Origin of the sequence: Solwaraspora sp. WMMB762 (assembly GCF_049179115.1) — a bacterium.
Classification (GTDB): domain Bacteria; phylum Actinomycetota; class Actinomycetes; order Mycobacteriales; family Micromonosporaceae; genus Micromonospora_E.
In genome coordinates this window covers 5,890,854-5,910,246 of sequence record NZ_JBMHMD010000001.1, presented here as the reverse complement: position 1 = coordinate 5,910,246, position 19,393 = coordinate 5,890,854, and the positions used below count along the sequence as shown (strand labels likewise).

The following is a 19,393-nucleotide window of genomic DNA, read 5'->3' as shown; positions in this document are numbered from 1 at the left end:
ACGGTACGGGCAGGGCGGCCGGATCCAACGGTACGGGCAAGGGTGACCACGCCGAGCTGCGCACCGTGATGGGTATGTTCGCCACCGGCGTCACCCTGGTGACGTCCGGGACCGACCTGCCGCACGGGATGACCGCGAACGCGTTCTCCTCGGTGTCGCTGGAGCCGGCGTTGGTGCTGGTGTGTGTCAAGCGCACCGCGGTGCTGCACGCCACGGTCCTGGCCCAGGGCACCTTCGCGGTGTCGATCCTGGGCGCCGACCAGGAAGGGCTGGCCCGCTACTTCGCCAGCTCGTCGCGGCCGCGCGACGAACGGGAGTTCGAGACGGTCGACCACTGGGCGGGGCGGCACACCGGCGCCCCGATCATCTCCGGCAGCCTGGCCTGGGTGGAGTGCAAGCTGGCCGCCGTCTACGACGGCGGCGACCACTCCATCTTCCTCGGCTCGGTGCTGGGCACCGGCCGCGGTGACGGCCGCGACGCGCTGCTGTTCCACGGTGGCCGGTTCGTCGAGGTCGCCGGCCGAGGCTGACCCGACCCGCCACCCGACCGGGCGGTCCCGCGCACAGCGGGACCGCCCGGTCCTTCGTTGCCGCCCGGTCCTTCGATGCGACCTCGTTCTTCGTTGCGGCCCGGGTCCACACCGGAGATCGGGTGCCCGTCGCCGGCCGGACACGACGCAGCCGGCGCTCGCAGGTGCGAGCGCCGGCTGCGTAAGGTGGGGGACCGGTCAGGCCTCGTGGACCCGCATCGGCAGGCCGCCCCGGACCCGCAGGGTCAGCATCGGTTCGGGGACCAGGCGGTAGCCGGGCTGCACCGACATCCGCAGCCGGCGCGCCACGCAGGCGATCACGAACACCGCCTCCATCAGCCCCAGGTTGTTACCGACGCAGAAGCGCGGACCGGCACCGAACGGGATGTACGCGTACCGGGGCCGGTCGGTGCCGCGGTCGGGATCGAACCGGTCCGGGTCGAACCGGTCCGGATGCGGCCAGAACTCCGGATGCCGGTGCAAGGTGTACGGGCAGAGCACCAGGTCAGCACCGGCCGGCACGTGGTAGCCGCCCACCACGTCGTCGCCCTGGGCGATCCGGGGCAGCAGCCAGACCGGTGGGTAGAGCCGCATCACCTCGTCGACGACCATCGCGGTGTACCGCAGCCGGTGCAGATCCTCGTAGACCGGTGTCCGGTCGCCGAGCACCTCGACCGCTTCGGCATGCACCCGCTCCCAGACGTCGTGGTGTCGGTCGAGCAGATGGAACGCCCAGGTCAGGGTGCTGGCGGTGGTCTCGTGGCCGGCCAGCAGCAGGGTCACCAGCTCGTCGCGCATCCGCTGCCGGGCGACCTGCGGATCGGTCTCCTCGCTGGTCGATCCGATCAGCCGGGACACCACGTCGTCGCGTTCGGCGATGCCGCCGGCCGCCCGGCGCCGGGCGACCAGCTGATCAACGACGTCCTGCAGCTCGGCGCGGGCCCGGCGAAACCGCCGCTGCCGGGGCAACGGCACCCAGGTCGGCACCGCGCCCAGCGACATCATCTCGAAGATGGCCTGGTCCTGGACGGCTTCGAACGCGTCGCCGATGCCGCCGAACTCACCCAGGTCGGTGTCGAGCAGGGTCCGCCCCAGCACCCCGAGGGTCAGGTCGGTCATCTCGTGCCGGATGTCGACCGGTTCGTCGCGGCCGACCATGGTGTGCAGCCGGTCGGCCAGACCGACCGCCTCCTCGGCGATCGCGCCGGCCTGCCGGGCGATGCGCCGGGCCTGGAACACCGGCTGGATCGTCTTGCGCTGTTTGCGCCACAGCTCACCCTCGCTGGTGAGCAGGCCGTCGCCGAGGGTACGGCGGGCGTGGACCAGCCCGATCCCCTTGTGGTAGTTGCCCGGGTTCTCGGCGAGCACGTGCTTGGCGTGGTCGGGGTGGTTGAAGAAGTACAGCGTCTTCGGCCCCAGTGGCAGCCGGACGGCGTCGCCGTAGCGGGCCGCCACCGACCGCATCACGTCCAGCCGGTTGCGGGCCATCCGGGCCAGGAGGGCCGGTGCCGACCAGGGTGACGGCCCGGGGGGACGCAACCGGCTGGGTTGGTCGGCGAGCGCGGTCACGGTTGCGCCCCGACGTCGGCGCGGAAGCGTGCGGCGACGGCGCACCGCCACACCTCGTACGCCGGCAGGTCGGACTCCGCCGCGACGGGCGGGATCTCCTCGTCGGTGATCTTGGCCGCTTCGACCGCGCTGGTCCGGCAGAACACCTCGGTGGCCAGCTCGGTGTGCGGCGTCAGCAGCCCGGCACGGATCCGGGCCTGGGCCGCGAACGCGCTCGCCTGGGCGACGAACGGGGCATGGTCACCGGAGCGGCGCAGGAAGAGGGCGAGCTCCGCCTCGGTGGCGCCACCGGCGTACGTAGCGGCCAGGCCGGCACCGCTGTACAGGTCCTGGTGCCGGGCGACCGGGAACGCGTCGATCAGGTCCGCGGCGCGTGTCGGGTCGGAGCCGGCGACGAACCAGATGGCCCGGCCGATGCCCTGGTCCACGACGCGGTCGGCGTACCACGTCGGGCCTTCCGCCGGCCAGGGGAAGCCGCGTACCGTCCGCCGGTTGACGACGTACTCGGCGGTGTGGAAGTACGCCTGGTGGAAGCCGTACCCGTCGAGCACCAGCCAGCGCAGCAACGGGTCGGTGGCGGCGGCGCTGGCCCGGCCCCAGAGGAACCGGGGCAGCCGGGCCATCGCCCAGCCGATGCCGACGTACGCCATGTAGACGTGCCGGTCGCCGGTCCCGGCGAGGAACTCGGCGCTGCGCCGGGGTTTCCCCGGGGTGATCGCGTCGACCAGGGCGAAGCCCATCGCCGCGCCCTCGTAGGCGAACCCCTGGAAGCGGGTCGGCAACGGAGCGAGGTCGGTGTCGACGTCGGTGACCCGCCGGGCGCCGGCGGCCGAGGAGAGCCCGGCGAGGAACGCGGCACCGACGGATTCCAGGACCTCAACTGCTTCCGGCCCTTTGTCGTGGAAGCCGCGAACGGATACCCGGGTCTGCGAAATGTCAGGGGTCAGGACCCGTTGCCGGAGTCCTCGGATGATTCCGGTCACCTATCGCTCCCATTCATCCAGATCAGACAAGCATCATCATTGATCGTGCCGGCGCGGCAGTGCGGGCGCCACTTCCCGATTGCCCTGTGACCTGCGGCTAAGTAGCGTCAACAACGGCACGATGAGAGAAGACCACCGTCGCTCGCCGGGGCACGATCGGACCGGACCGACACCAACGAAATTGTTGTACGACACACCGAGCGACGACCTGTGCGGGCACTCCACGCCGGTACGGGAGATTTGTTTTGCCCAGGTGCCGTTATCGGCCCGGTCGGCGCACGATATCCGACCATGGCGCATGGGTGGATTCCAGAAATGGAGGAGACCGATGTTGGTCCTGGTCACCGGCGGCACCGGATTCGTCGGCGCGCACACGGTCGCGGCCACGCTGGCCGCCGGCCACCAGGTCCGGGTACTGGCCCGCGACGCCGCCGGGGTGGTCCGGGCGGTGGCACCGCTGGGAGTGCCCGACACGGCGGTCGACGTGGTGGTTGGTGACGTCACCGACCCGGCCGCGGTCGACCGGGCGGTCCGGGGCACCGACGCGGTGGTGCACGCCGCCTCGGTCTACTCGTTCGACAGCCGGCGGCACGCCGCTACCCGGCGGACCAACGTACGCGGCACCGAACTGGTGCTGGCGGCGGCGCGTGACCTGGAGGTGGCCCGTACGGTGTACGTGTCCACAGTGGGCGCTCTACTGCCGGCAGGCGGCTCGCCGCTCGGCGCGCGCTCGCCGCTCGGCCCGCGCTCACCGGTCGGCACCGCCAGCGAGACCTACCTGGCCAGCAAGGCGGCGGCGGAACGGATCGCCCGCCAGCACCAGGAGCAGGGCGCGCCGGTGGTGATCAGCTATCCGCCGGCGCTGCTCGGTCCGGACGACCCGAAGATCGGCGACCAGACCGCCCGGCTGCGGTACGTGCTGCGCGGCATGATGCCGGTCTGGCCGACCGGCGGTTTCCCGGTCGGCGACGTCCGCGACACCGCCGCCCTGCACGCGGCGCTGCTCACCGCGCCGAGCGACGGCCTGGACCGGCACTTCGGGCCGGGCCGGTACGTCAGCACCCGCGACTACGTGGCCACCGTCCGCGCGGTGACCGGGCGACGGCTGCCGACGGTGTTCCTGCCGGCTCGGGCGATGTTGCCGTTCGCCCGGCTCACCGACCTGGTGCAACGGGTCTGGCCGTGGCACATCCCGGCCGAGTACGGAGCCTGCTACGTCTGCGCCTGCGCGGCCCACCCGCCGCAGGACGCGCCGTTGATCGGACCGCCCGCCCGCCCGTTCGACCGGACGGTCGCCGACACGGTGCGCTGGCTGCACCGGACCGGGCGGCTTTCTGCCGAACAGGCCGGGCGGGCGTCGACCGACCCGGCCGGACAGCCATTGCCCGACCGACAGTGATCCGCCGTGGCGACACGGCCGTACCAGGGAGGCAAGCATGTCCGTAAGCGACTCCGTCCGCGCCGAGTCGGATGCCTCGGGCGCCGGACCGGATCCCGCCGGACCGACCCCGGCCGGACCGACCCCGGCCGGACCGGCCGCGGCCGGGTACCGGCAGGTCCGCCGGAACGTGGCCGAGCTGCTCACCGCCGGTTCGCCGGACCTGGCCGCAGCCGTACCCGGCTGCCCGGACTGGAGCATCGCAGACCTGGCCAGCCACCTGGTCCAGGTCTGTGCCCGGGTGCATGAGCGGATCGTCTCGGGTGAGGCGGCGGCGGAAGGCACCGGCGGCGGTCCGCCGCCGGCCGGCATCCAGTTCTCGCTGCTGCCGGCGGACCGCGCGACCGCACCGCTGCCGGCTGGCGGGATCGGCGAGCTTCTCGACGACTGGACGCGGTTGAGCGGGCCGGTCGAGCAGTTCCTCGGCGAGCCGTTCTCCGTCCGGCGGGGCATCCTCGTGATGGACGCGTTCACCCACGAGCTGGATCTGCGCCAGGCGCTCGGGGTGGATCCGCCGGCGCCGGAGCACCCGGCGCTGCCGGTGGCGATGGGCATCCTGGCGAAAGGGCTTTCGCTGTCGACCCGCAACCGCAGCCTGCCGGCCCTGCGGGTGGAGACCGACCTCGGCCAGTGGCCGATCGGCGAGGGTGCGCTCGCGGCCACCGTCGCCGGTTCCTGGCACGACGTCTACCAGGCGATGTCCGGCCGGTTGACTGAGGAACGGATCCGCGCGCTGCGCTGGAGCGCCGACCCGGCACCGTGGATCGCGGCGTTCACCTGGGGACCGTTCGTCGTCCCCGGCCGCTGACGTCACCGCCCGACGTCGCTGCCTGGCCCGGGGCGGTTGCCTCGGCCGGTGGACGCAGTGTCACCTCGCCGGGTCGAGGTACCTGACTGAGCTTGATGCCGCAGGTGCATATTGATGCACCTGCGGCATCACGTCTTCGGAAGCACTTACCGGAGGCGTCGTTGAGGATCCCTCGCCCCCGGCGGTCGGGGAGCACATGTATCGACGTCGCTCGGTCGCCCGGCCGGCAGCAGGTGCCACCGGCCGGGCGAGGGCAGGCCCTCGGGTCACGATCGGATCGCGCCGACCACCCGGGTCCGACCGGCGACGCGCCGTTCGTCACGGCTGCGGGACCGACGGCCCCGAGATCCGGTCACGTGTCCGTCGAGTTCGGGCAGTGCGATCAGGATGGGCAGGTCGAAGACGCCGGTGGCGTGCAGCTCCAGGTCGACGGTGAGATCGGTGCCGACCGTCACCGACAGCGGCTCGTGCGCGCCGACCGCGAGCGGACGTCGGGTCGACGGGCGGGCGCTGATGTCGTCCAGCGCGATCGCGGCGGCCCGCAGGTACCATTCGCCTTCCGGAACATCGGTGAGCAGGTAGTCGCCGGACGCCTCGAGGATGTCGCAGGCTGCGGGCAGCCCTTGCACGATCGGGCTGTCGAACACTCCGACGTAGACCTTGACCGGGACGTCGATCGGCGGCAGCACGACCTTTCCGCTGATCGTGGCGGCTCGCCGGCTGCCGGCCGACCGGGGCTGGGACAGCTGTGGGATGCCGTGCTCGGCGAGCCACCGGTAGCGTGCCGGTGAGATGCCGACGCTGCGGGTGAACCGGCTGATGAAGGTACCCAGGCTGTTGTAGCCGACGGCGTAGGCGATGTCGGTCACGCTCATGTCGGTCTCCAGCAGCAGGTGTTTCGCCTTGTACAGCCGGATCGCGGTCAGGAAGCGGCCGGGCGACGTGCCCGTCTTGGACCGAAACAATCTAGAAAAGTAGAAACGACTCAGAAAGGCAGAATCGGCCATAGCGTCGAGTGAGAGTGGCTCGTGGTAGCGGTCCCACATGATGGCAATAGCCCGTTCGACGGCGTTAGGCACTGCGGATCAACTCCATTCGGCTGTAGACGACGAGGTCGCCTCTCGAACAGTGCGCTCGCGCGCTGGTCACCCACTACAGATTCCGGGAGCATCGACACAGACCTATTGTCCCAGCTCAGGCGCACCGCCGTGCCGCCACCACCCTGGCTGGGGGCGACGGTAGTGATGCACTGAGGGTAATCACCAACACGCTGCTTGGCTGCGCGACGGCTCACGGGAGGCAGGAAAGTGTCGAACAACGCTCCACCATCTAGGCCCTGACCGGTCTGGATGAGTTAAGACCCTACCATAAATCGAGAACAATAAGTGCAGCCAAATTTCGACGTTCTTGCTCTATCAATGGCCGAGCGTCGATCACCATCCGTAGCGGATACCCGCATTACTCGGCGATGCCCTTTCTGTCCGAACGGAATGTCGCCTACCCCCGCATCGGGAGCAAATTGCCCACCCGGCGGGCCGCCGCCATCGCCGCCCAGGAGGAGAGTTCGACCAGCGTACGGTCGCTGGTGCCGACCTGTCGGCAGCGCTCGATGACGGCGGGATCCACCTGGTACGAGGCGAAGGCGACCAGCAGCGCCAACCGGGCCACCGGCCGCTGGTCGGCGGGCAACGGCGCGATCAGCTCCTCGACCCAGACCCGGCTGATCCCGCGTGGCCCGCCGTGCCACCGGGCAAGGTTGTCCGACACCAGGGCGCGGATGTTCGCCGGCAGCGCGCGGGCGCCGGCGTCGTCGATCACGGCGCAGGCCCGGGCGTACGCCTGGGCGACGGTGTCGTTGCCGGCCGCCCAGGACAGGTCGGCGGGCAGATCGGCGGCGGGCAACAGCCCGAGGGCGGCACCGGGTACGTGCGCCTGACGGGCAGCCGCGGCCATCTGCCGACCGAGTATCCACAGCACCGGCGGCAGCGTGAACTCCGGCACCCCGGGCGGTAGCGGTACGTCACGGAGGAACACGTTCACCATCCGGTTGAGGTAGTGCAACAGCACCGCCACACCGGCCAGGTCGGCGAACTGCTCGGCCGGAAACTGGGGATCGACCGGCTTGCCCGGATTATCCACCGACATCACCCACTCGACGACGACGTCCAGTTCCGGGTCATTCGTCGCGGGCTGGTCGCGCCGGCCCGGACCGAGCACGGTGAGCGCACTGTTGTGGATCATCGCGCAGTACGGGCAGGCGTTACCGGCCGAAACGGCGGTGGCCACCGCCTCCTTGGCCGCCCGGGACGCCAGCCCGGGCACGATCAACGTCTCGCGCAGCACCAGCCACGCCGCGGCGAGCATCTCGGGCGCCGCAGCGTGCAGGGCCACCGGCGGCGCGAGCACCCCGAAGTCGCCTTCCATCTGTCGGTACACCTGAGATACGAGACCACTCGCCCTTCCTCGCCGCACTGCGGAGACGTAGCGAATCTGAGTCAGCCCCAGGCCGCTCAGCACCGGACGCATCAGACTTCCCGGCATCATGACCTCATCCGTTCCAATTGATTGGTGACAGGCTATCGGTTGATACTGCCACGTAGCCAGAGCTATCGGAGATCGCGCCCCTCTTTCGCCGGTCTTCAAAATGGTGCCCCGACTAGGCAATCTGGGAGAGCACGGCGCCCTGCCACACGTGCCATCATGAGGCGACCAAAATGCCTGTCGACCGTTGCCACAGGTGCTGCCTGCTCCGCCGTGCGCCACCGTCGCGGCTGGCACGGCAGGTGTCGTCCCCGGTTCGGGTCTGGTGTGGAGAGTTGACGCACGGGCAGGCCCGGCACCCGCTCACCCACTGAGGAGAACGCTCAATGGAAACGACGACAAAGCAGCCGGGAATCCGGGTCCCGCTGATTGACGAGGAGCACGCCGAAGGCCGCACCGCCGAACTCTACGAGCAGATCAAGGCGGTCACCGGGCTGCCGTTCGTGCCGGACATGTTCCGGCTCACCTCGACCAATCCCCGGCTGCTCGAGGTGGTTGTCGCTGGCTACGGGGGGATCTTCAAGGGCGACACCCTGCCCCGCGACCTCAAAGAGTTGATCTCGGCCTGGACGTCCAAGCTGAACGGCTGCCCGTACTGTGTGGGCACGCACAGCTGGTTCCTCAGCGAGTTCGGCGGCAGCGAGGAGCTGGTCGAGGCCGTCTCGACCGCCTCGACCGCGGAGGAACTGCCGGTCGACGAGCGGACCCGGCCGCTGATGAAGCTGGTCGAGAAGGTCAGCACCGGCGCGTACAAGATCACCGACGCCGACTGGGAACGGGCCGCCGCCGCCGGTTGGAGCGACGCCGAGATGCTCGAGGCGGTCTTCTGCGCCAGCCTGTTCGCCTTCATCAACCGGCTGGTCGACGCGACCGGGTTGGGTACGTCGACCGACCGCAGCCGGATCGCCCGACAGGGCGACGAGTGACCTCCGGTCGGAAAGGAGTCCGGTCGTGACACGATCCCGCGCGATCCTGCTGACCGGTGCGTCGTCGGGCACCGGCATGTCGTCCGGCTCGGGCAAGGCGGCCGCGCTGCGCCTGCACCGGGCCGGCTGGCCGGTCTACGCCACCGGCCGCAACGTCGACGCGCTGGCCGATCTGGCCGCCGAGGGCATCACCGTGATGCATCTCGACGTCACCGACGAGGAGTCGATGGCCGCCGCGGTCAAACGGATCACCGATGAGCACGGCGCGGTCGGTACGTTGATCAACAACGCGGCGTACAGCCTCAACGGCACCATCGGGGAGACCCCGATGGACGAGGTGCGGGCCCAGTTCGAGACGAACGTCTTCGGTCTGTGCCGGCTCACCCAGATGGTCCTGCCCGGGATGCGGGAGCAGGGCGGCGGCCGGGTGGTGCTGATGTCGTCGATCTTCGGGCTGTTCGCGACGCCGGGTCGGGGCTACTACCAGGCCACCAAGCACGCGTTGGAGGCGATCGGCGACTCGCTGCGGCACGAGGTGGCCCGGTTCGACATCAAGGTGGTGCTGATCGAGCCGTCGCCGATCCTCGGTGGCTTCGTCCCGGACAGCGTCGCCGACCTTGGCATGCAGTCGCACGGCAATCCGGCGCTGTACAAGGACTTCTGGGACTACTTCGTACAGTGGCACCAGGCGTACCGGCTCAGCGACAACCCGCCGCTGCGCGGCAAGATGGCGGTCCGCGCCGAGCATGTCGCCAAGGTCATCGAGACCGCGGTCACCCACCCCAACCCGCGCGTCCGGTACCGGCTCGGGATACCCGCCCGGCTGCTGACCCGGATGCGGGCGACGATCGGTGACCGCAACTGGGACCGGTTCGTCCGCGCGTTCTTCCCTATCCCCTGACCCTGACCCTGACCAACGACTGATCGGCGCCGGCGGGCGGACCCACCGGCGCCGATCAGTCGGTCTGGCACGGCGACGGACGGCGCGCTCCGCCCGCTGCCTGATCGGTCAGTCAGGATCGCGGTAGCGCAGTGACGTCGGCCGGCCGTCGCGCGGGCGCAGCCACAGCAGCGCGATCACCACGAACAGCACCAGCCCGTCGATGACCAGCAGGGTCGCGCTGAATCCGTCGATCTCGTGCGCGTGTTCGGATACCGCGTCCGTACGGGCCTCGCGAGTCGCGGCGTCCAGCGCGGCCGGCGGCACGCCGGTGCCAACGCTGAACCGGTAGACGTCTGTCACGTCCGAACCGTCGGGAAAGGTCACGTGGTACGCGACCGTGTAGTCACCGTCGGCACCGATCTGCACCGGCTGGTGCACCCGGTCTGGCGCGACCTGCCGGTAGTCGCCGTCGGTGACCTCGTCGCCGGCCCCGTCGAACACCTCGACGTGGGACAGTTCCGGCTGCACGGTGTCGGTGAAGGACAGGGTCACGCCGGTCGGCGCGACGCTGAGCGCCGCGTCGACCGGTGGGTCCGCCAGGAGCAGCCTGCCGTCGTCGGCACGGGCGCTGCCAGGAGTGGCCAGCAGCACCGCGGCGACCACGGCGACGCCGGCCACCGCGGCCACCGCCACCACGGCGGCCGCCGCGACGATGCTCGTCAGCCCGAAGGTGCCGGCTGGTACGCCTGGGCGGGGGTCAGGCCGCATGGGGGGCGAGCGGTCGGACTCCCGACCGATGGCCGGCGCAGCTGCAGCTCATCTGCTCCCGCTCCCGCTCGTTCGGGCGCAGGTGCAGGTACATGGCGACCACCATCGGGATGAAGACCACCGAGTTGTAGAACAGGTGCAGCTCGACGCGGGGCACGATCAGCTGCACCACACTGGTCACCACCGGCTGACCGAAGAAGATGGTGCCGGTCTGCGCCTGAATCAGCAGCAGCAGATGTTCGATGTGGTGCCAGAACTGGATGGCCAGTGCGATCGTCCACCAGGTCCGGGCCCGCCCGGTGAACCCGGGGCGGAGCAGGAACAGGAAGACGAGCATCACGATCGCGTACCCGTAGTGCAGCCACTCGGAACTGACCAGCCAGGGGAACCACTGGCCGAGCACACCACGGGCCTGCGGCCGGGGGTTGCCGAGCACCCAGATCTGGTACGCCTGGACCAGGTGCTCGGCCCAGTGCGCGAGCACCACGACGAGGAAACTGTTCAGGGCCAGCTTGTGGTGTGCGCCGTTGAGCCGGGCCAGCAGGCCGGTAGACCCGGAACGGGCGGGGTGGGGGGTGGGGTGGGCGGCGGAATGGGCCATTTTACATACCTTCCGTGAGACAGGCATGACATCCTGTGGCGAAGCTAGCCGGCAATATGACATCGTGGATAGCGGAAATTGCCCTGTTCGCTGAATCAGCCGGCGAGCCAGTTGGCGTGGAAGCCGCTGGGCACCCGCACCGGCAGGTGCACCACGGCCACCGGCTCGCCGGTGAAGTCGGCGGCGTCGAGCACCACCAGGCTGCTGCGGTCGACCCGACCGTCGTACACAAAGGTGAGTAGCCAGCCGTCGTCCTCCGCGCCGACCGGGCCGCGCGGCACGAAGACAGCCTCCCCCGCCTCCCGGTGCGGCCCGAAGTCGTGCACCGCCACGTCCCGACGGTCCAGATCGTGCCGCAGTAGCGCCGAGCCGCCCAGTGCGCCGGCACCGTCCTGCATGGCCACCGTGTACGCGTACCGGTAGGGGGTGGTCTTGCGCCGGTCGTCGATGCGCGGGAACTCCTGCGGAATGTCGTCGAGCTGTTCGGCCGTCACGGACGCGCTGGTCAGATCGAGGGTCCAGCGCCACAGCGTCGGGGCGCACTCGCCGGGCGCCCGGCGGTCCCGGTCGAAGACCCGCTCGTGCCGTACGACGTCGATCACGCACCGGTCGGCGGTCTCGTAGGCGTTCACCGGGTGGAAGACGTAGCACGGATCGACCTCGAACCAGCGCACGTCCGGCCCGGCGGCGGCTCGGGGCAGCAGGCCGATCCGGGCCGGCCGACCGGCGGACCAGGCGTACGGGAACCGGGATCCGGCGTGGGCCAGGGCCGGGTCGAAGGCGACCGGCAGGTCGAACAGCACGGTGTGCCGGTCGGTCAGGGCGACCGAGTGCATCAGCGGGGTGCCGACCACCTCGATCCGGGTGCTGCGCCGTACCCGGCCGTCCACACCGACGACCAGGTGTTCGACGTAGGGCAGGTCGTGGTAGTAGGCGACGGCGAACAGCTCCCCGGTGACCGGGTCGGTCTCGGCGTGCGCGGTGAAGCCGTGCGGCAGGGTCGCGTCGAAGTCCGTCCGGGCCACCGAGTCGAGCTCGCCGTCGAGCTCGATCGGCAGGACGCCGGCTTCGCCGAGCGCGAGGGTACGGCCGGCGTGCCGGATCACGTTGGCGTTGGCGTTGTCACTCAGCCCGTGCCGGGGACCGGGGATGGGGAGTTCACCGCGGGTACGGGCGACGCTGTCGCTGCGTACCCACCGGTTGCGGTACCACAGCGCCCGGCCGTGCCGCAGTCGCACGCCGTGCACCATGCCGTCGCCGACCAGCGGGTGTGCCCGCGGGTCGGGCCGGGTCGGGTTGGGGCCGATCCGGACCAGGCAGCCGTCGAGTTCGGCGGGCAGCCGGCCGGTGACGACGAGGTCGGTCTCGCTCCCGGTCGTCTCGTAGGCGACGGGTCGCCGGTTGTCCCGGCGGACGGTCGCGGGGGTCAGGGGTGAGTGGGTGACGACGCTCATCGGGGCCTCCACCGGCCGTACGACCTGGACGGCATCGTTACGCACCAGCGTTACGTTTCGCAGTTACGTAACAACGTTATGTCTCGACGGTACGCCGGGCGTGAGATCATGTCAATGTGAGTCCGCGCCGGGTCGATCCGCAGCTGGCCGCCGCCCTGCTCGAAGCAGCCGCGCGGCTGCTGGCCGAAGGCGGCACGGCGGCGCTGACCACCCGCCGGCTGGCCGCCGAGGTCGGCACGTCGACCACCGTCGTCTACACCTACTACGGCGGGATGGACAACCTGGTCCGGGCGATGGTGCACGAAGGCTTCGCCCGGCTGCACCGACGGATGGCGACCGTCCGGGCCACCAACGACGCCGTGGCCGACGTGATGGCGCTCGGCTACGCGTACCGCGCCAACGCCCTCGACCACCCGCAGCTCTACCTGGTCATGTTCGGCAGCTCGGCACTCGGCGGGTTCGCCCTCGGCGAGGGTGACCGCCAGCACGGCCGGTACACCCTGGAGCCGCTGGTCGACGCCGTGTCGCGGGCCACCGAGCAGGGCCGGTTCCGGCCGGCCGACCCGCTGCTCGTCGGGCAGACCATGTGGATCGCGTTGCACGGCCTGGTCGCCCTCGAACTCGGCGGCTACCTGATCGACCCGTACGACGCCGACCTGTGCTTCGAGACCCAGTTGCGCTCGCTGATGGTGGGCGCCGGCGACAAGCACGAAGCCACCATGATCTCGCTGGCGCGGGCCCGCCGACGCCGACCGCCACGGCCGGCATCGGCATCGGCATCGGCGCCTGCGCCTGCGCCGGCGTCGGCGTCGGCGTCGGCGTCGGCACCACCGAGCGAGAAAAACAGCGCCCTGAGCAATACCGGAGAAGTAACACCCTGAGCAACGGCGGAGAAGCACCGCGAATTGGCAAATGTGATGCTCATCGGGGGACGTGAAGGTCCTGTGATGGATGCGCATCCACTCCTGCGAGGAAACGCCCAGGATCGCCAACTCGACACTGCCGAAGGACGCCGCTGATGAACGAATTTGATTATCTGGTGGTCGGAGCCGGGTCCGCCGGAGCCGCACTCGCCGCCCGCCTGAGCGAAGACCCGCAGCGCAGGGTGCTGCTGCTGGAGGCGGGTCCGGACTACGCCACCGTCGACGAGACACCGGACGAGATCCTCGACGGCAGCGCCATGTCGATGTCCACGTACGACTGGCACTTCAAGGCCGAAATCACCGACCGCCGGCGCATCATCTTCCCGCGCGGGAAACTGACCGGCGGATCGTCTGCGGTCGGCGCCACCATCGCCCTGCGTGGCACGCCGAACAACTTCGACGAATGGGCGTCGATGGGCAATCCGGCGTGGGCCTGGAACGAGGTCCTGCCGTACTACAAGCGACTCGAAAACGACCTGGACTTCGACAACGAGTACCACGGTCGGGGCGGTCCGATCCCAATCCGCCGGTGGCGGCCCGACGAGCTGGCCCCGGTGCAGCACGTCTTTCACGAAGCCGCCCTCAAGGCCGGCTTCCCCGACGTGGAGGACCACAACCACCCCGAGGCCACCGGGGTCGGTCCCATCCCGTCGAACCGCAACGACACCCGTACCCGGTTCTCCACCGCGATGGGCTACCTGGGCATGGCCCGCGGCCGGGCGAACCTGACCATCTACTCCGGCGCGCAGGTCAACCGGGTGCTGTTCACCGGAACCCGGGCGCACGGCGTGGAGGTCACCAACCCGGCCGGCGGCACCGAGGAGATCCACGCCCGCAACATCGTGCTGGCCGCCGGAGCGGTCAACTCGCCGGCGATCCTGATGCGCTCGGGCATCGGACCGGCCAGCGATCTGCGCCGGCTCGGCATCGATGTGCTCCTCGACCGTCCCGGGGTCGGCGGCACCCTGATCGACCACCCGCGCACCGGCGCGTTCATGGTGCCGAAGGAGGGCACGTTCGACCCGCAGGACGCCTTCCTGCAGACCATGGTGCGCACCACCGCACCGGGCTCGGACGAGTTCAACGACCTGCAGTACTACATGATCAATCACTTCGATCTGACGCTCTTCCCCGAGCTGCAGATGCTGGCCGCGGCGAAGACGATCTTCGGGGTGATGGTGGTGCACCAGCGGCCACAGTCGAGGGGACGGCTGGTGCTCGCCTCGGCCGACCCGACGTCACCGCCGGACATCGACCTGAACTTCCTCGCCACCGAGCAGGACATCAAGATCCTGGTCGACGCGGTCCGCACCTGCTGGCAGCTGATGCAGACCCCGGGCATCGTCGACCGCGGCGACCGGTTCGTCGTCCTCGGCGAGGAGATGGTCGCCGACGACGACATCCTCGGCCACTACGTCCGGCTCAGCCTGGACAGCGGCTACCACCCGGTCGGCACCACCCGGATGGGCACCGCCGACGATGCCGAAGCGGTCGTCGACGAACGACTGCGGGTGCACGGCACGGAGAACCTGTACGTGGGCGACGCCTCGGTCATGCCGTCGATCGTCAACTGCAACACCAACCTGACCTCGATCATGATCGGCGAGCGGCTCGCCGACTGGCTGACGGCCTCCTGACCGCCGGCACCGACCGGGGTGACACGACATGCCCCGCGGGTAGCACGCTACCCGCGGGGCATCACCGTCGGTCCGGGGTCAGGACAGTTTCTTCAGCCCGGCCCCGGTGAGCTCGTAGCCCGGCGCGACCGCCGCGGCGTCCGCCCGGACCAGGTCCAGCAGCGCGGCGCCGGCGATCTGCGGGGTCAGCGGCGGCCCGATCCGGTTGACGAACTCCTCGGTCGACTTGCCGGCGCGGGCCGCGTACGCCCGTACGGCGGGCAGGCCCACCCCGGTCATCGGCGCGAACCTCGGCAGCACGGTGGTGAAGGTGATGTCCAGACCGGCCCGCTTCGCCTCATCCTGGGCGTAGCCGGTGATGTAGCGCTGAGCCGCCTTCGCGCCGGCGTAGCCGCCGCTGAGCGGCGATCCGCCGAGCACGGCACCGCTGCTGATCACGATCACCCGGCTGCCCGGACGCAGCGGCTTGAGCAGCACCTCGCGCAGCCAGTGGAAGGTGATCCGCACGTCGGTCTCCCAGTTGACCGAGAACGTCTCCCAGGTCTGCTCCTGCAGCGGGCGCATGTGCGGGGTGGCTCCGGCGACCAGGATCACGGCCTCCGGCTCGTACTGGTCGATCAGGGTGGCCGGGACGGTGGCTTCACCGGCGTCGGCGATCTCCGGCTGGATCGATCCGGCGCCGTTGGCCGGCGCCGGGAAGTCCATCGCGGTACGGGCCACCGCGATCACCGGCGCACCGGCGTCGGCGAAGGCGGTGGCGACCCCGTGGCCCAGGCCCCGGCTCGCCCCGACCACGATCGTGGTCCGGCCAGACATGTCACTCATGGTTCCTCCACTGTGTTGAATGATGGGGTGGCTGCTGGATGGCTGCTCCGGCCCGACGTGCCACCGGCCATTGGGTGGTGGCCGGTCCGACGCGGGACGGCCGGGACAGGCCTACGGCTCCGGCTTCTGGCGAATCCGTGGATTCGCCAGAAGCCGGAGCCGTCCCGCCCGGATCAGGGGCTACTTCTGAAACCTGGTGCCGTTCCACCAGTTGGTGCCCGGCACCGCCGCGTTCTCCGCGTCGTACCTGTCCTTGTGACGCCACCAGTCCCACGGGTGCTCGAGCTCGTCCTCGCGCCGGCCGAGGTGGGTGATGTCCAGGTAGTTGTAGAAGTTCTTGAAGATCTCACCACCCCGGTCGAAGATCGAGTAGGTGAAGTAGACGTCGTCGCCGTCGCGGTAGAAGGCGCTGACGCCGGGCGACTCGCCCTGCTCGGTGGAGACCTCGTAGTCGTAGTTGAAGTCGCTGCCGAACGACGAGTACCAGGGGATCTCCCAGCCCATCCGGGCCTTGAACGCCTGGAAGTCGGCCAGCGGAGCCCGCGAGATCATCACGAAGGTGGTGTCCCGGGCCCACATGTGCGACAGCTCGCCGACGCTGTCGGCCTGCATCGAGCAGCCGATGCAGCCCTCCTGGTCGCCCGGGGCGTACATGAAGTGCCGCACGACGAGCTGGCGACGCCCCTCGAACAGGTCGAGCAGCGTCAGCGTGCCGTTCGGCCCCTCGAAGAGGTACTCCTTCTCCACCTTGACCATCGGGAGATTGCGGCGCTCTTCCGCAATCATGTCCCGCGCCTTGGTGACTTCCTTCTCCTTCTCCAGCAGCGCTGTACGAGCCGCCAGCCATTCTTCTCTGGAGACAACTTGCGGAGGGTTCATCAGATCTCCTCAGAACTTCGGCCGGAACCATCCATGGCCAGAATGACAGGAAACTGGTCGCCGGGACTTCTCCCCGCTTGCCCGGCACCGACTACGAGCTGAACGTCCGCTCCTTCAGCCGACGCCGCTCGATCTTGCCCACCGGGGTACGGGGAATCTGCTCGATGAACTCGATCTGCCGGATCTTCTTGTACGGCGCCACCCGTTCGGCGACGAACGCCATGAGCTCCTGCTCGGTGGTCGGCTCCTTGGCGACCACGAAGGCCTTCGGGATCTCGCTGGCCTCCTCGTCCGGCACGCCGATCACCGCCGCGTCCGCCACCTTCGGGTGGGTCATCAGGACCGCTTCGAGCTCGACCGGGGAGACCTGCTGTCCCTTGTACTTGATGAGCTCCTTGATCCGGTCGACCAGGAACAGCTCGCCGTCGTCGTCGAGGTAGCCGAGGTCACCGGTGTGCAGGAACCCGTCCGGCCGGAGCACCTTGCTGGTCACCTCGGCGGCGTTGAGGTACCCCTTCATCACGTGCGGACCCCGGATCAGGATCTCGCCCCGCTGGTGCGCGCCGAGCTCCGCACCGGTGGTCACGTCAATGATCCGGCACTCGACGTTGGGCGCCGTGCGGCCCACCGACGCGGGCACCAACGGCTCCTCGAGCTGCATGAACGACGTCATCGCCTCGGTGAGGCCGTACCCCTGGGCGATGTGGCAGCCGAGACGTTCCCGGCAGAGCCGGGCGATCTCGGGGTCGAGCGCGGCGCCGCCGGAGACGATCGACCGGACCGACGACAGGTCGTACCGGTCCGGCAGCGGGCTGCGGGCCAGCAGGACGGCCAGGGTGGGGACGATGTAGAGGCGGGTGATCCGGTGGTCGTGGATCGCCTTGACGTACCCCTCCGGGTCGAACCGCGGCATCGTCACGATCGTCGCGCCCTGCAGCAGGCTGGCACTCATCACCATGATGAGACCGAACGCGTGGTGGAACGGCGGCATGGCGAGCACCTTCTCGTCCGCGCCGAGCGGCGTGACCGTCCTGGTCTGCAGCACGGTCGCGACGATGTTGCGGTGCGTCAGCATCACCCCCTTGGGACGTCCGGTGCTGCCGCTGGAGTGAAGCAGCGCCGCGACGTCCTGCGCCGGGTCGATCGCCACCTCCGGCGCCGGGTCGTCGCTGAGCAGCTCGGACAGCGGCGTCGCGCCGTCCGCCGCGCCCATGACCACGATCTCCTCGACCTTGGTACGGGCGGCCAGCGCCGCCGCCTTGGGCACCTCGGACGGTACGGTCACCAGCAGCTTCGCGCCGGCGTCGGTGAGGTGGCCGGCCAGGTCGTCGGGCGTGTCGATCGGGTTGAGCACGACGACCGTGCCGCCGGCCAGCGACGCGGCGAGCACCACGATCGGGTACTCGGGAACGTTCGGCGCGAGCATCGCCAGCACATCGCCCCGGCGCAAGCCGCGGGCGTGCAGCCCGGCGGCCAGCCGACGCACCATCGAGGCCAGCTGGCGGTACGTGTAGCCGTCGCCACCGGCCACGTCGACCAGTGCCGTACGGTCGCCGTACTGCTCGGCGCGCTGCAGCACGAACGCCGGCAGCGACAGGTCCGGGATGTCGACCGTCGTCGGCGTCGGGGTGGTGGTGGTCATGACTTCGTCTCCGCCCGGCTGTACGTGCTCAGCCCCGGCTGGTAGGCGCGCTTCTCGAACTGCTTCAGCGCGACGTTGACCCACTCGTTGCCGCTGAGCCGGGACAGCTCCCAGAGCTTGGCCTGGTCGTAGTCGATGGCGGTCGGCAGGTCCATCGTGGTGGTGCGCTCGTACACCTGCTTGGCCAGTTCCAGGGTGATCGGATTCTTCTTGGCGATCTTCCGCACGATCCGGTCGGTCTCGGCGTCCAGCTGGTCGGCCGGCACCGCCTTGTTGACCAGGCCGTACTCCTGCGCCTGCTGGCCGGTCATGGTGTCGCCGGTCAGGATGTAGTAGAGCGCCTGCTTGCGGGGCAGGTTGTGGGTGGCCGCCCAGGTGGCGCCGCCGGCCGGGAAGATCCCGAAGTTGATCTCCGACAGGCCGAACAGCGCGGTCTCCGACGTCACCGCCAGGTCGCAGAGGCCGGTGACCAGCAGGCCGCCGCCGAACGCGAACCCGTTGACCTTGGCGATGGTCACCGCCGGGAAGGCCTTGAGCCGCTTGAACCAGGTCAGCGCGACCAGGTTGGTCCGGTAGAACAGCTGCGGGTCGTCGAACGGCTGCAGGAAGCACTCCTCGAGGTCCATCCCGGCGCTGAAGCTGTCGCCGACCCCGGTCACCACGACCGCCTTGACGTTGCCGGCCGCCTCGATCGTGTCGAGGGCCTGGTTCATGTCCCGGTGCATCTGCGGGTTCATCGCGTTCTTCTTGGCCGGGCGGTTCATGTAGATGGTGGCCACCGGGCCGTCCATCTCGAGGTTCACGGTTTCCAGCACCATCATCTCGGTTCCCTCTTTCCGGTCGGGCAACGAAAAAAGCGCGCACGTGACCTTGGCCGCTTGCTCGGCCGTACAAACCGGATTTAGATAGTGCAGCCTCCGGTAGGCCCGCCGCGCTACGAGCATCACAAGTACCGATCCGGCACGCTTCTTTGGTGTTGCCTTGCC

At 69.8% G+C, this 19,393-nt stretch carries 18 protein-coding genes; 7 read left to right on the top strand and 11 right to left on the bottom strand.

Annotated elements, in window-relative coordinates; translation table 11 throughout:
• Window positions 1-68: 68 nt before the first annotated feature.
• Complete coding sequence (locus ACN27J_RS26520) at window positions 69-530, top strand: flavin reductase family protein (RefSeq protein ID WP_421372492.1); 462 nt, start codon at window positions 69-71, stop codon at window positions 528-530.
• 198 nt (window positions 531-728) lie between these two features.
• On the opposite strand, the gene ACN27J_RS26515 is transcribed toward ACN27J_RS26520, so the two are convergent.
• On the bottom strand, window positions 729-2,099 hold the full coding sequence (locus ACN27J_RS26515) for a cytochrome P450 (RefSeq protein WP_421370363.1): 1,371 nt from the start codon (window positions 2,097-2,099) through the stop codon (window positions 729-731).
• The gene (locus ACN27J_RS26510; RefSeq protein ID WP_421370361.1) at window positions 2,096-3,082 is read right to left on the bottom strand and encodes a DUF1702 family protein; all 987 of its coding nucleotides are present in this window, start codon (window positions 3,080-3,082) and stop codon (window positions 2,096-2,098) included. Before ACN27J_RS26510 ends, ACN27J_RS26515 begins: the two co-directional genes overlap by 4 nt.
• A 328-nt stretch (window positions 3,083-3,410) precedes the next feature.
• Between ACN27J_RS26510 and ACN27J_RS26505 the strand changes: the two genes are divergently transcribed.
• Entirely contained in the window at window positions 3,411-4,481 is a 1,071-nt protein-coding gene (locus ACN27J_RS26505) for an NAD-dependent epimerase/dehydratase family protein (RefSeq protein WP_421370359.1), read from the top strand.
• A 37-nt stretch (window positions 4,482-4,518) separates the two neighbouring features.
• Complete coding sequence (locus ACN27J_RS26500) at window positions 4,519-5,328, top strand: maleylpyruvate isomerase family mycothiol-dependent enzyme (RefSeq protein ID WP_421370358.1); 810 nt, start codon at window positions 4,519-4,521, stop codon at window positions 5,326-5,328.
• Window positions 5,329-5,594: 266 nt separating this feature from the next.
• Here ACN27J_RS26500 and ACN27J_RS26495 read toward each other — a convergent pair whose 3' ends face one another.
• Complete coding sequence (locus tag ACN27J_RS26495; RefSeq protein WP_421372490.1) at window positions 5,595-6,374, bottom strand: helix-turn-helix transcriptional regulator; 780 nt, start codon at window positions 6,372-6,374, stop codon at window positions 5,595-5,597.
• Window positions 6,375-6,825: 451 nt separating this feature from the next.
• Entirely contained in the window at window positions 6,826-7,752 is a 927-nt protein-coding gene (locus ACN27J_RS26490) for a carboxymuconolactone decarboxylase family protein (protein WP_421370356.1), read from the bottom strand.
• A 443-nt stretch (window positions 7,753-8,195) separates the two neighbouring features.
• Here ACN27J_RS26490 and ACN27J_RS26485 point away from each other — a divergent pair, with 443 nt between their 5' ends.
• On the top strand, window positions 8,196-8,795 hold the full coding sequence (locus tag ACN27J_RS26485; RefSeq protein WP_278174080.1) for a carboxymuconolactone decarboxylase family protein: 600 nt from the start codon (window positions 8,196-8,198) through the stop codon (window positions 8,793-8,795).
• Between the two features lie 25 nt (window positions 8,796-8,820).
• Window positions 8,821-9,696, top strand: coding sequence for an SDR family NAD(P)-dependent oxidoreductase (locus ACN27J_RS26480; protein ID WP_281551620.1), 876 nt, complete (start codon window positions 8,821-8,823; stop codon window positions 9,694-9,696).
• 108 nt (window positions 9,697-9,804) lie between these two features.
• Here ACN27J_RS26480 and ACN27J_RS26475 read toward each other — a convergent pair whose 3' ends face one another.
• The 3 genes from ACN27J_RS26475 to ACN27J_RS26465 form a co-directional block, all read right to left on the bottom strand.
• Window positions 9,805-10,446: a copper resistance CopC family protein gene (locus ACN27J_RS26475; protein WP_421370354.1), complete on the bottom strand. Its 642-nt coding sequence runs from the start codon at window positions 10,444-10,446 to the stop codon at window positions 9,805-9,807.
• A complete protein-coding gene (locus ACN27J_RS26470; protein ID WP_421370352.1) occupies window positions 10,436-11,047 on the bottom strand; it encodes a hypothetical protein in 612 nt (203 codons plus the stop codon). The genes ACN27J_RS26475 and ACN27J_RS26470 overlap by 11 nt, the downstream gene beginning before the upstream one ends.
• A gap of 95 nt (window positions 11,048-11,142) precedes the next feature.
• A complete protein-coding gene (locus ACN27J_RS26465; RefSeq protein ID WP_421370350.1) occupies window positions 11,143-12,501 on the bottom strand; it encodes a carotenoid oxygenase family protein in 1,359 nt (452 codons plus the stop codon).
• A 116-nt stretch (window positions 12,502-12,617) separates the two neighbouring features.
• Here ACN27J_RS26465 and ACN27J_RS26460 point away from each other — a divergent pair, with 116 nt between their 5' ends.
• Together ACN27J_RS26460 and ACN27J_RS26455 are read left to right on the top strand one after the other, a co-directional pair.
• On the top strand, window positions 12,618-13,382 hold the full coding sequence (locus tag ACN27J_RS26460) for a TetR-like C-terminal domain-containing protein (RefSeq protein ID WP_421370348.1): 765 nt from the start codon (window positions 12,618-12,620) through the stop codon (window positions 13,380-13,382).
• A 137-nt stretch (window positions 13,383-13,519) separates the two neighbouring features.
• Window positions 13,520-15,061 (top strand): GMC family oxidoreductase, encoded by a 1,542-nt coding sequence (locus ACN27J_RS26455; RefSeq protein WP_421370346.1) that lies wholly within the window; start codon window positions 13,520-13,522, stop codon window positions 15,059-15,061.
• Window positions 15,062-15,139: 78 nt separating this feature from the next.
• On the opposite strand, the gene ACN27J_RS26450 is transcribed toward ACN27J_RS26455, so the two are convergent.
• The 4 genes from ACN27J_RS26450 to ACN27J_RS26435 form a co-directional block, all read right to left on the bottom strand.
• Window positions 15,140-15,886, bottom strand: coding sequence for an SDR family NAD(P)-dependent oxidoreductase (locus tag ACN27J_RS26450; RefSeq protein WP_421370344.1), 747 nt, complete (start codon window positions 15,884-15,886; stop codon window positions 15,140-15,142).
• Between the two features lie 180 nt (window positions 15,887-16,066).
• Complete coding sequence (locus tag ACN27J_RS26445) at window positions 16,067-16,765, bottom strand: DUF899 domain-containing protein (protein WP_421370343.1); 699 nt, start codon at window positions 16,763-16,765, stop codon at window positions 16,067-16,069.
• A 91-nt stretch (window positions 16,766-16,856) separates the two neighbouring features.
• The gene (locus tag ACN27J_RS26440; protein ID WP_421370341.1) at window positions 16,857-18,407 is read right to left on the bottom strand and encodes an AMP-binding protein; all 1,551 of its coding nucleotides are present in this window, start codon (window positions 18,405-18,407) and stop codon (window positions 16,857-16,859) included.
• On the bottom strand, window positions 18,404-19,228 hold the full coding sequence (locus tag ACN27J_RS26435; RefSeq protein WP_421370339.1) for a p-hydroxycinnamoyl CoA hydratase/lyase: 825 nt from the start codon (window positions 19,226-19,228) through the stop codon (window positions 18,404-18,406). Before ACN27J_RS26435 ends, ACN27J_RS26440 begins: the two co-directional genes overlap by 4 nt.
• Window positions 19,229-19,393 lie beyond the last annotated feature (165 nt).

Coding starts and splice junctions, on each gene's coding strand:
- ACN27J_RS26470 (WP_421370352.1), bottom strand. CDS start 11,047: ATGGCCCATTCCGCCGCCCACCCCACCCCCCACCCCGCCCGTTCCGGG.
- ACN27J_RS26485 (WP_278174080.1), top strand. CDS start 8,196: ATGGAAACGACGACAAAGCAGCCGGGAATCCGGGTCCCGCTGATTGAC.
- ACN27J_RS26500 (WP_421370358.1), top strand. CDS start 4,519: ATGTCCGTAAGCGACTCCGTCCGCGCCGAGTCGGATGCCTCGGGCGCC.
- ACN27J_RS26495 (WP_421372490.1), bottom strand. CDS start 6,374: ATGTGGGACCGCTACCACGAGCCACTCTCACTCGACGCTATGGCCGAT.
- ACN27J_RS26520 (WP_421372492.1), top strand. CDS start 69: ATGGGTATGTTCGCCACCGGCGTCACCCTGGTGACGTCCGGGACCGAC.
- ACN27J_RS26450 (WP_421370344.1), bottom strand. CDS start 15,886: ATGAGTGACATGTCTGGCCGGACCACGATCGTGGTCGGGGCGAGCCGG.
- ACN27J_RS26505 (WP_421370359.1), top strand. CDS start 3,411: ATGTTGGTCCTGGTCACCGGCGGCACCGGATTCGTCGGCGCGCACACG.
- ACN27J_RS26455 (WP_421370346.1), top strand. CDS start 13,520: ATGAACGAATTTGATTATCTGGTGGTCGGAGCCGGGTCCGCCGGAGCC.
- ACN27J_RS26490 (WP_421370356.1), bottom strand. CDS start 7,752: ATGGAAGGCGACTTCGGGGTGCTCGCGCCGCCGGTGGCCCTGCACGCT.
- ACN27J_RS26435 (WP_421370339.1), bottom strand. CDS start 19,228: ATGATGGTGCTGGAAACCGTGAACCTCGAGATGGACGGCCCGGTGGCC.
- ACN27J_RS26445 (WP_421370343.1), bottom strand. CDS start 16,765: ATGAACCCTCCGCAAGTTGTCTCCAGAGAAGAATGGCTGGCGGCTCGT.
- ACN27J_RS26475 (WP_421370354.1), bottom strand. CDS start 10,446: ATGCGGCCTGACCCCCGCCCAGGCGTACCAGCCGGCACCTTCGGGCTG.
- ACN27J_RS26465 (WP_421370350.1), bottom strand. CDS start 12,501: ATGAGCGTCGTCACCCACTCACCCCTGACCCCCGCGACCGTCCGCCGG.
- ACN27J_RS26440 (WP_421370341.1), bottom strand. CDS start 18,407: ATGACCACCACCACCCCGACGCCGACGACGGTCGACATCCCGGACCTG.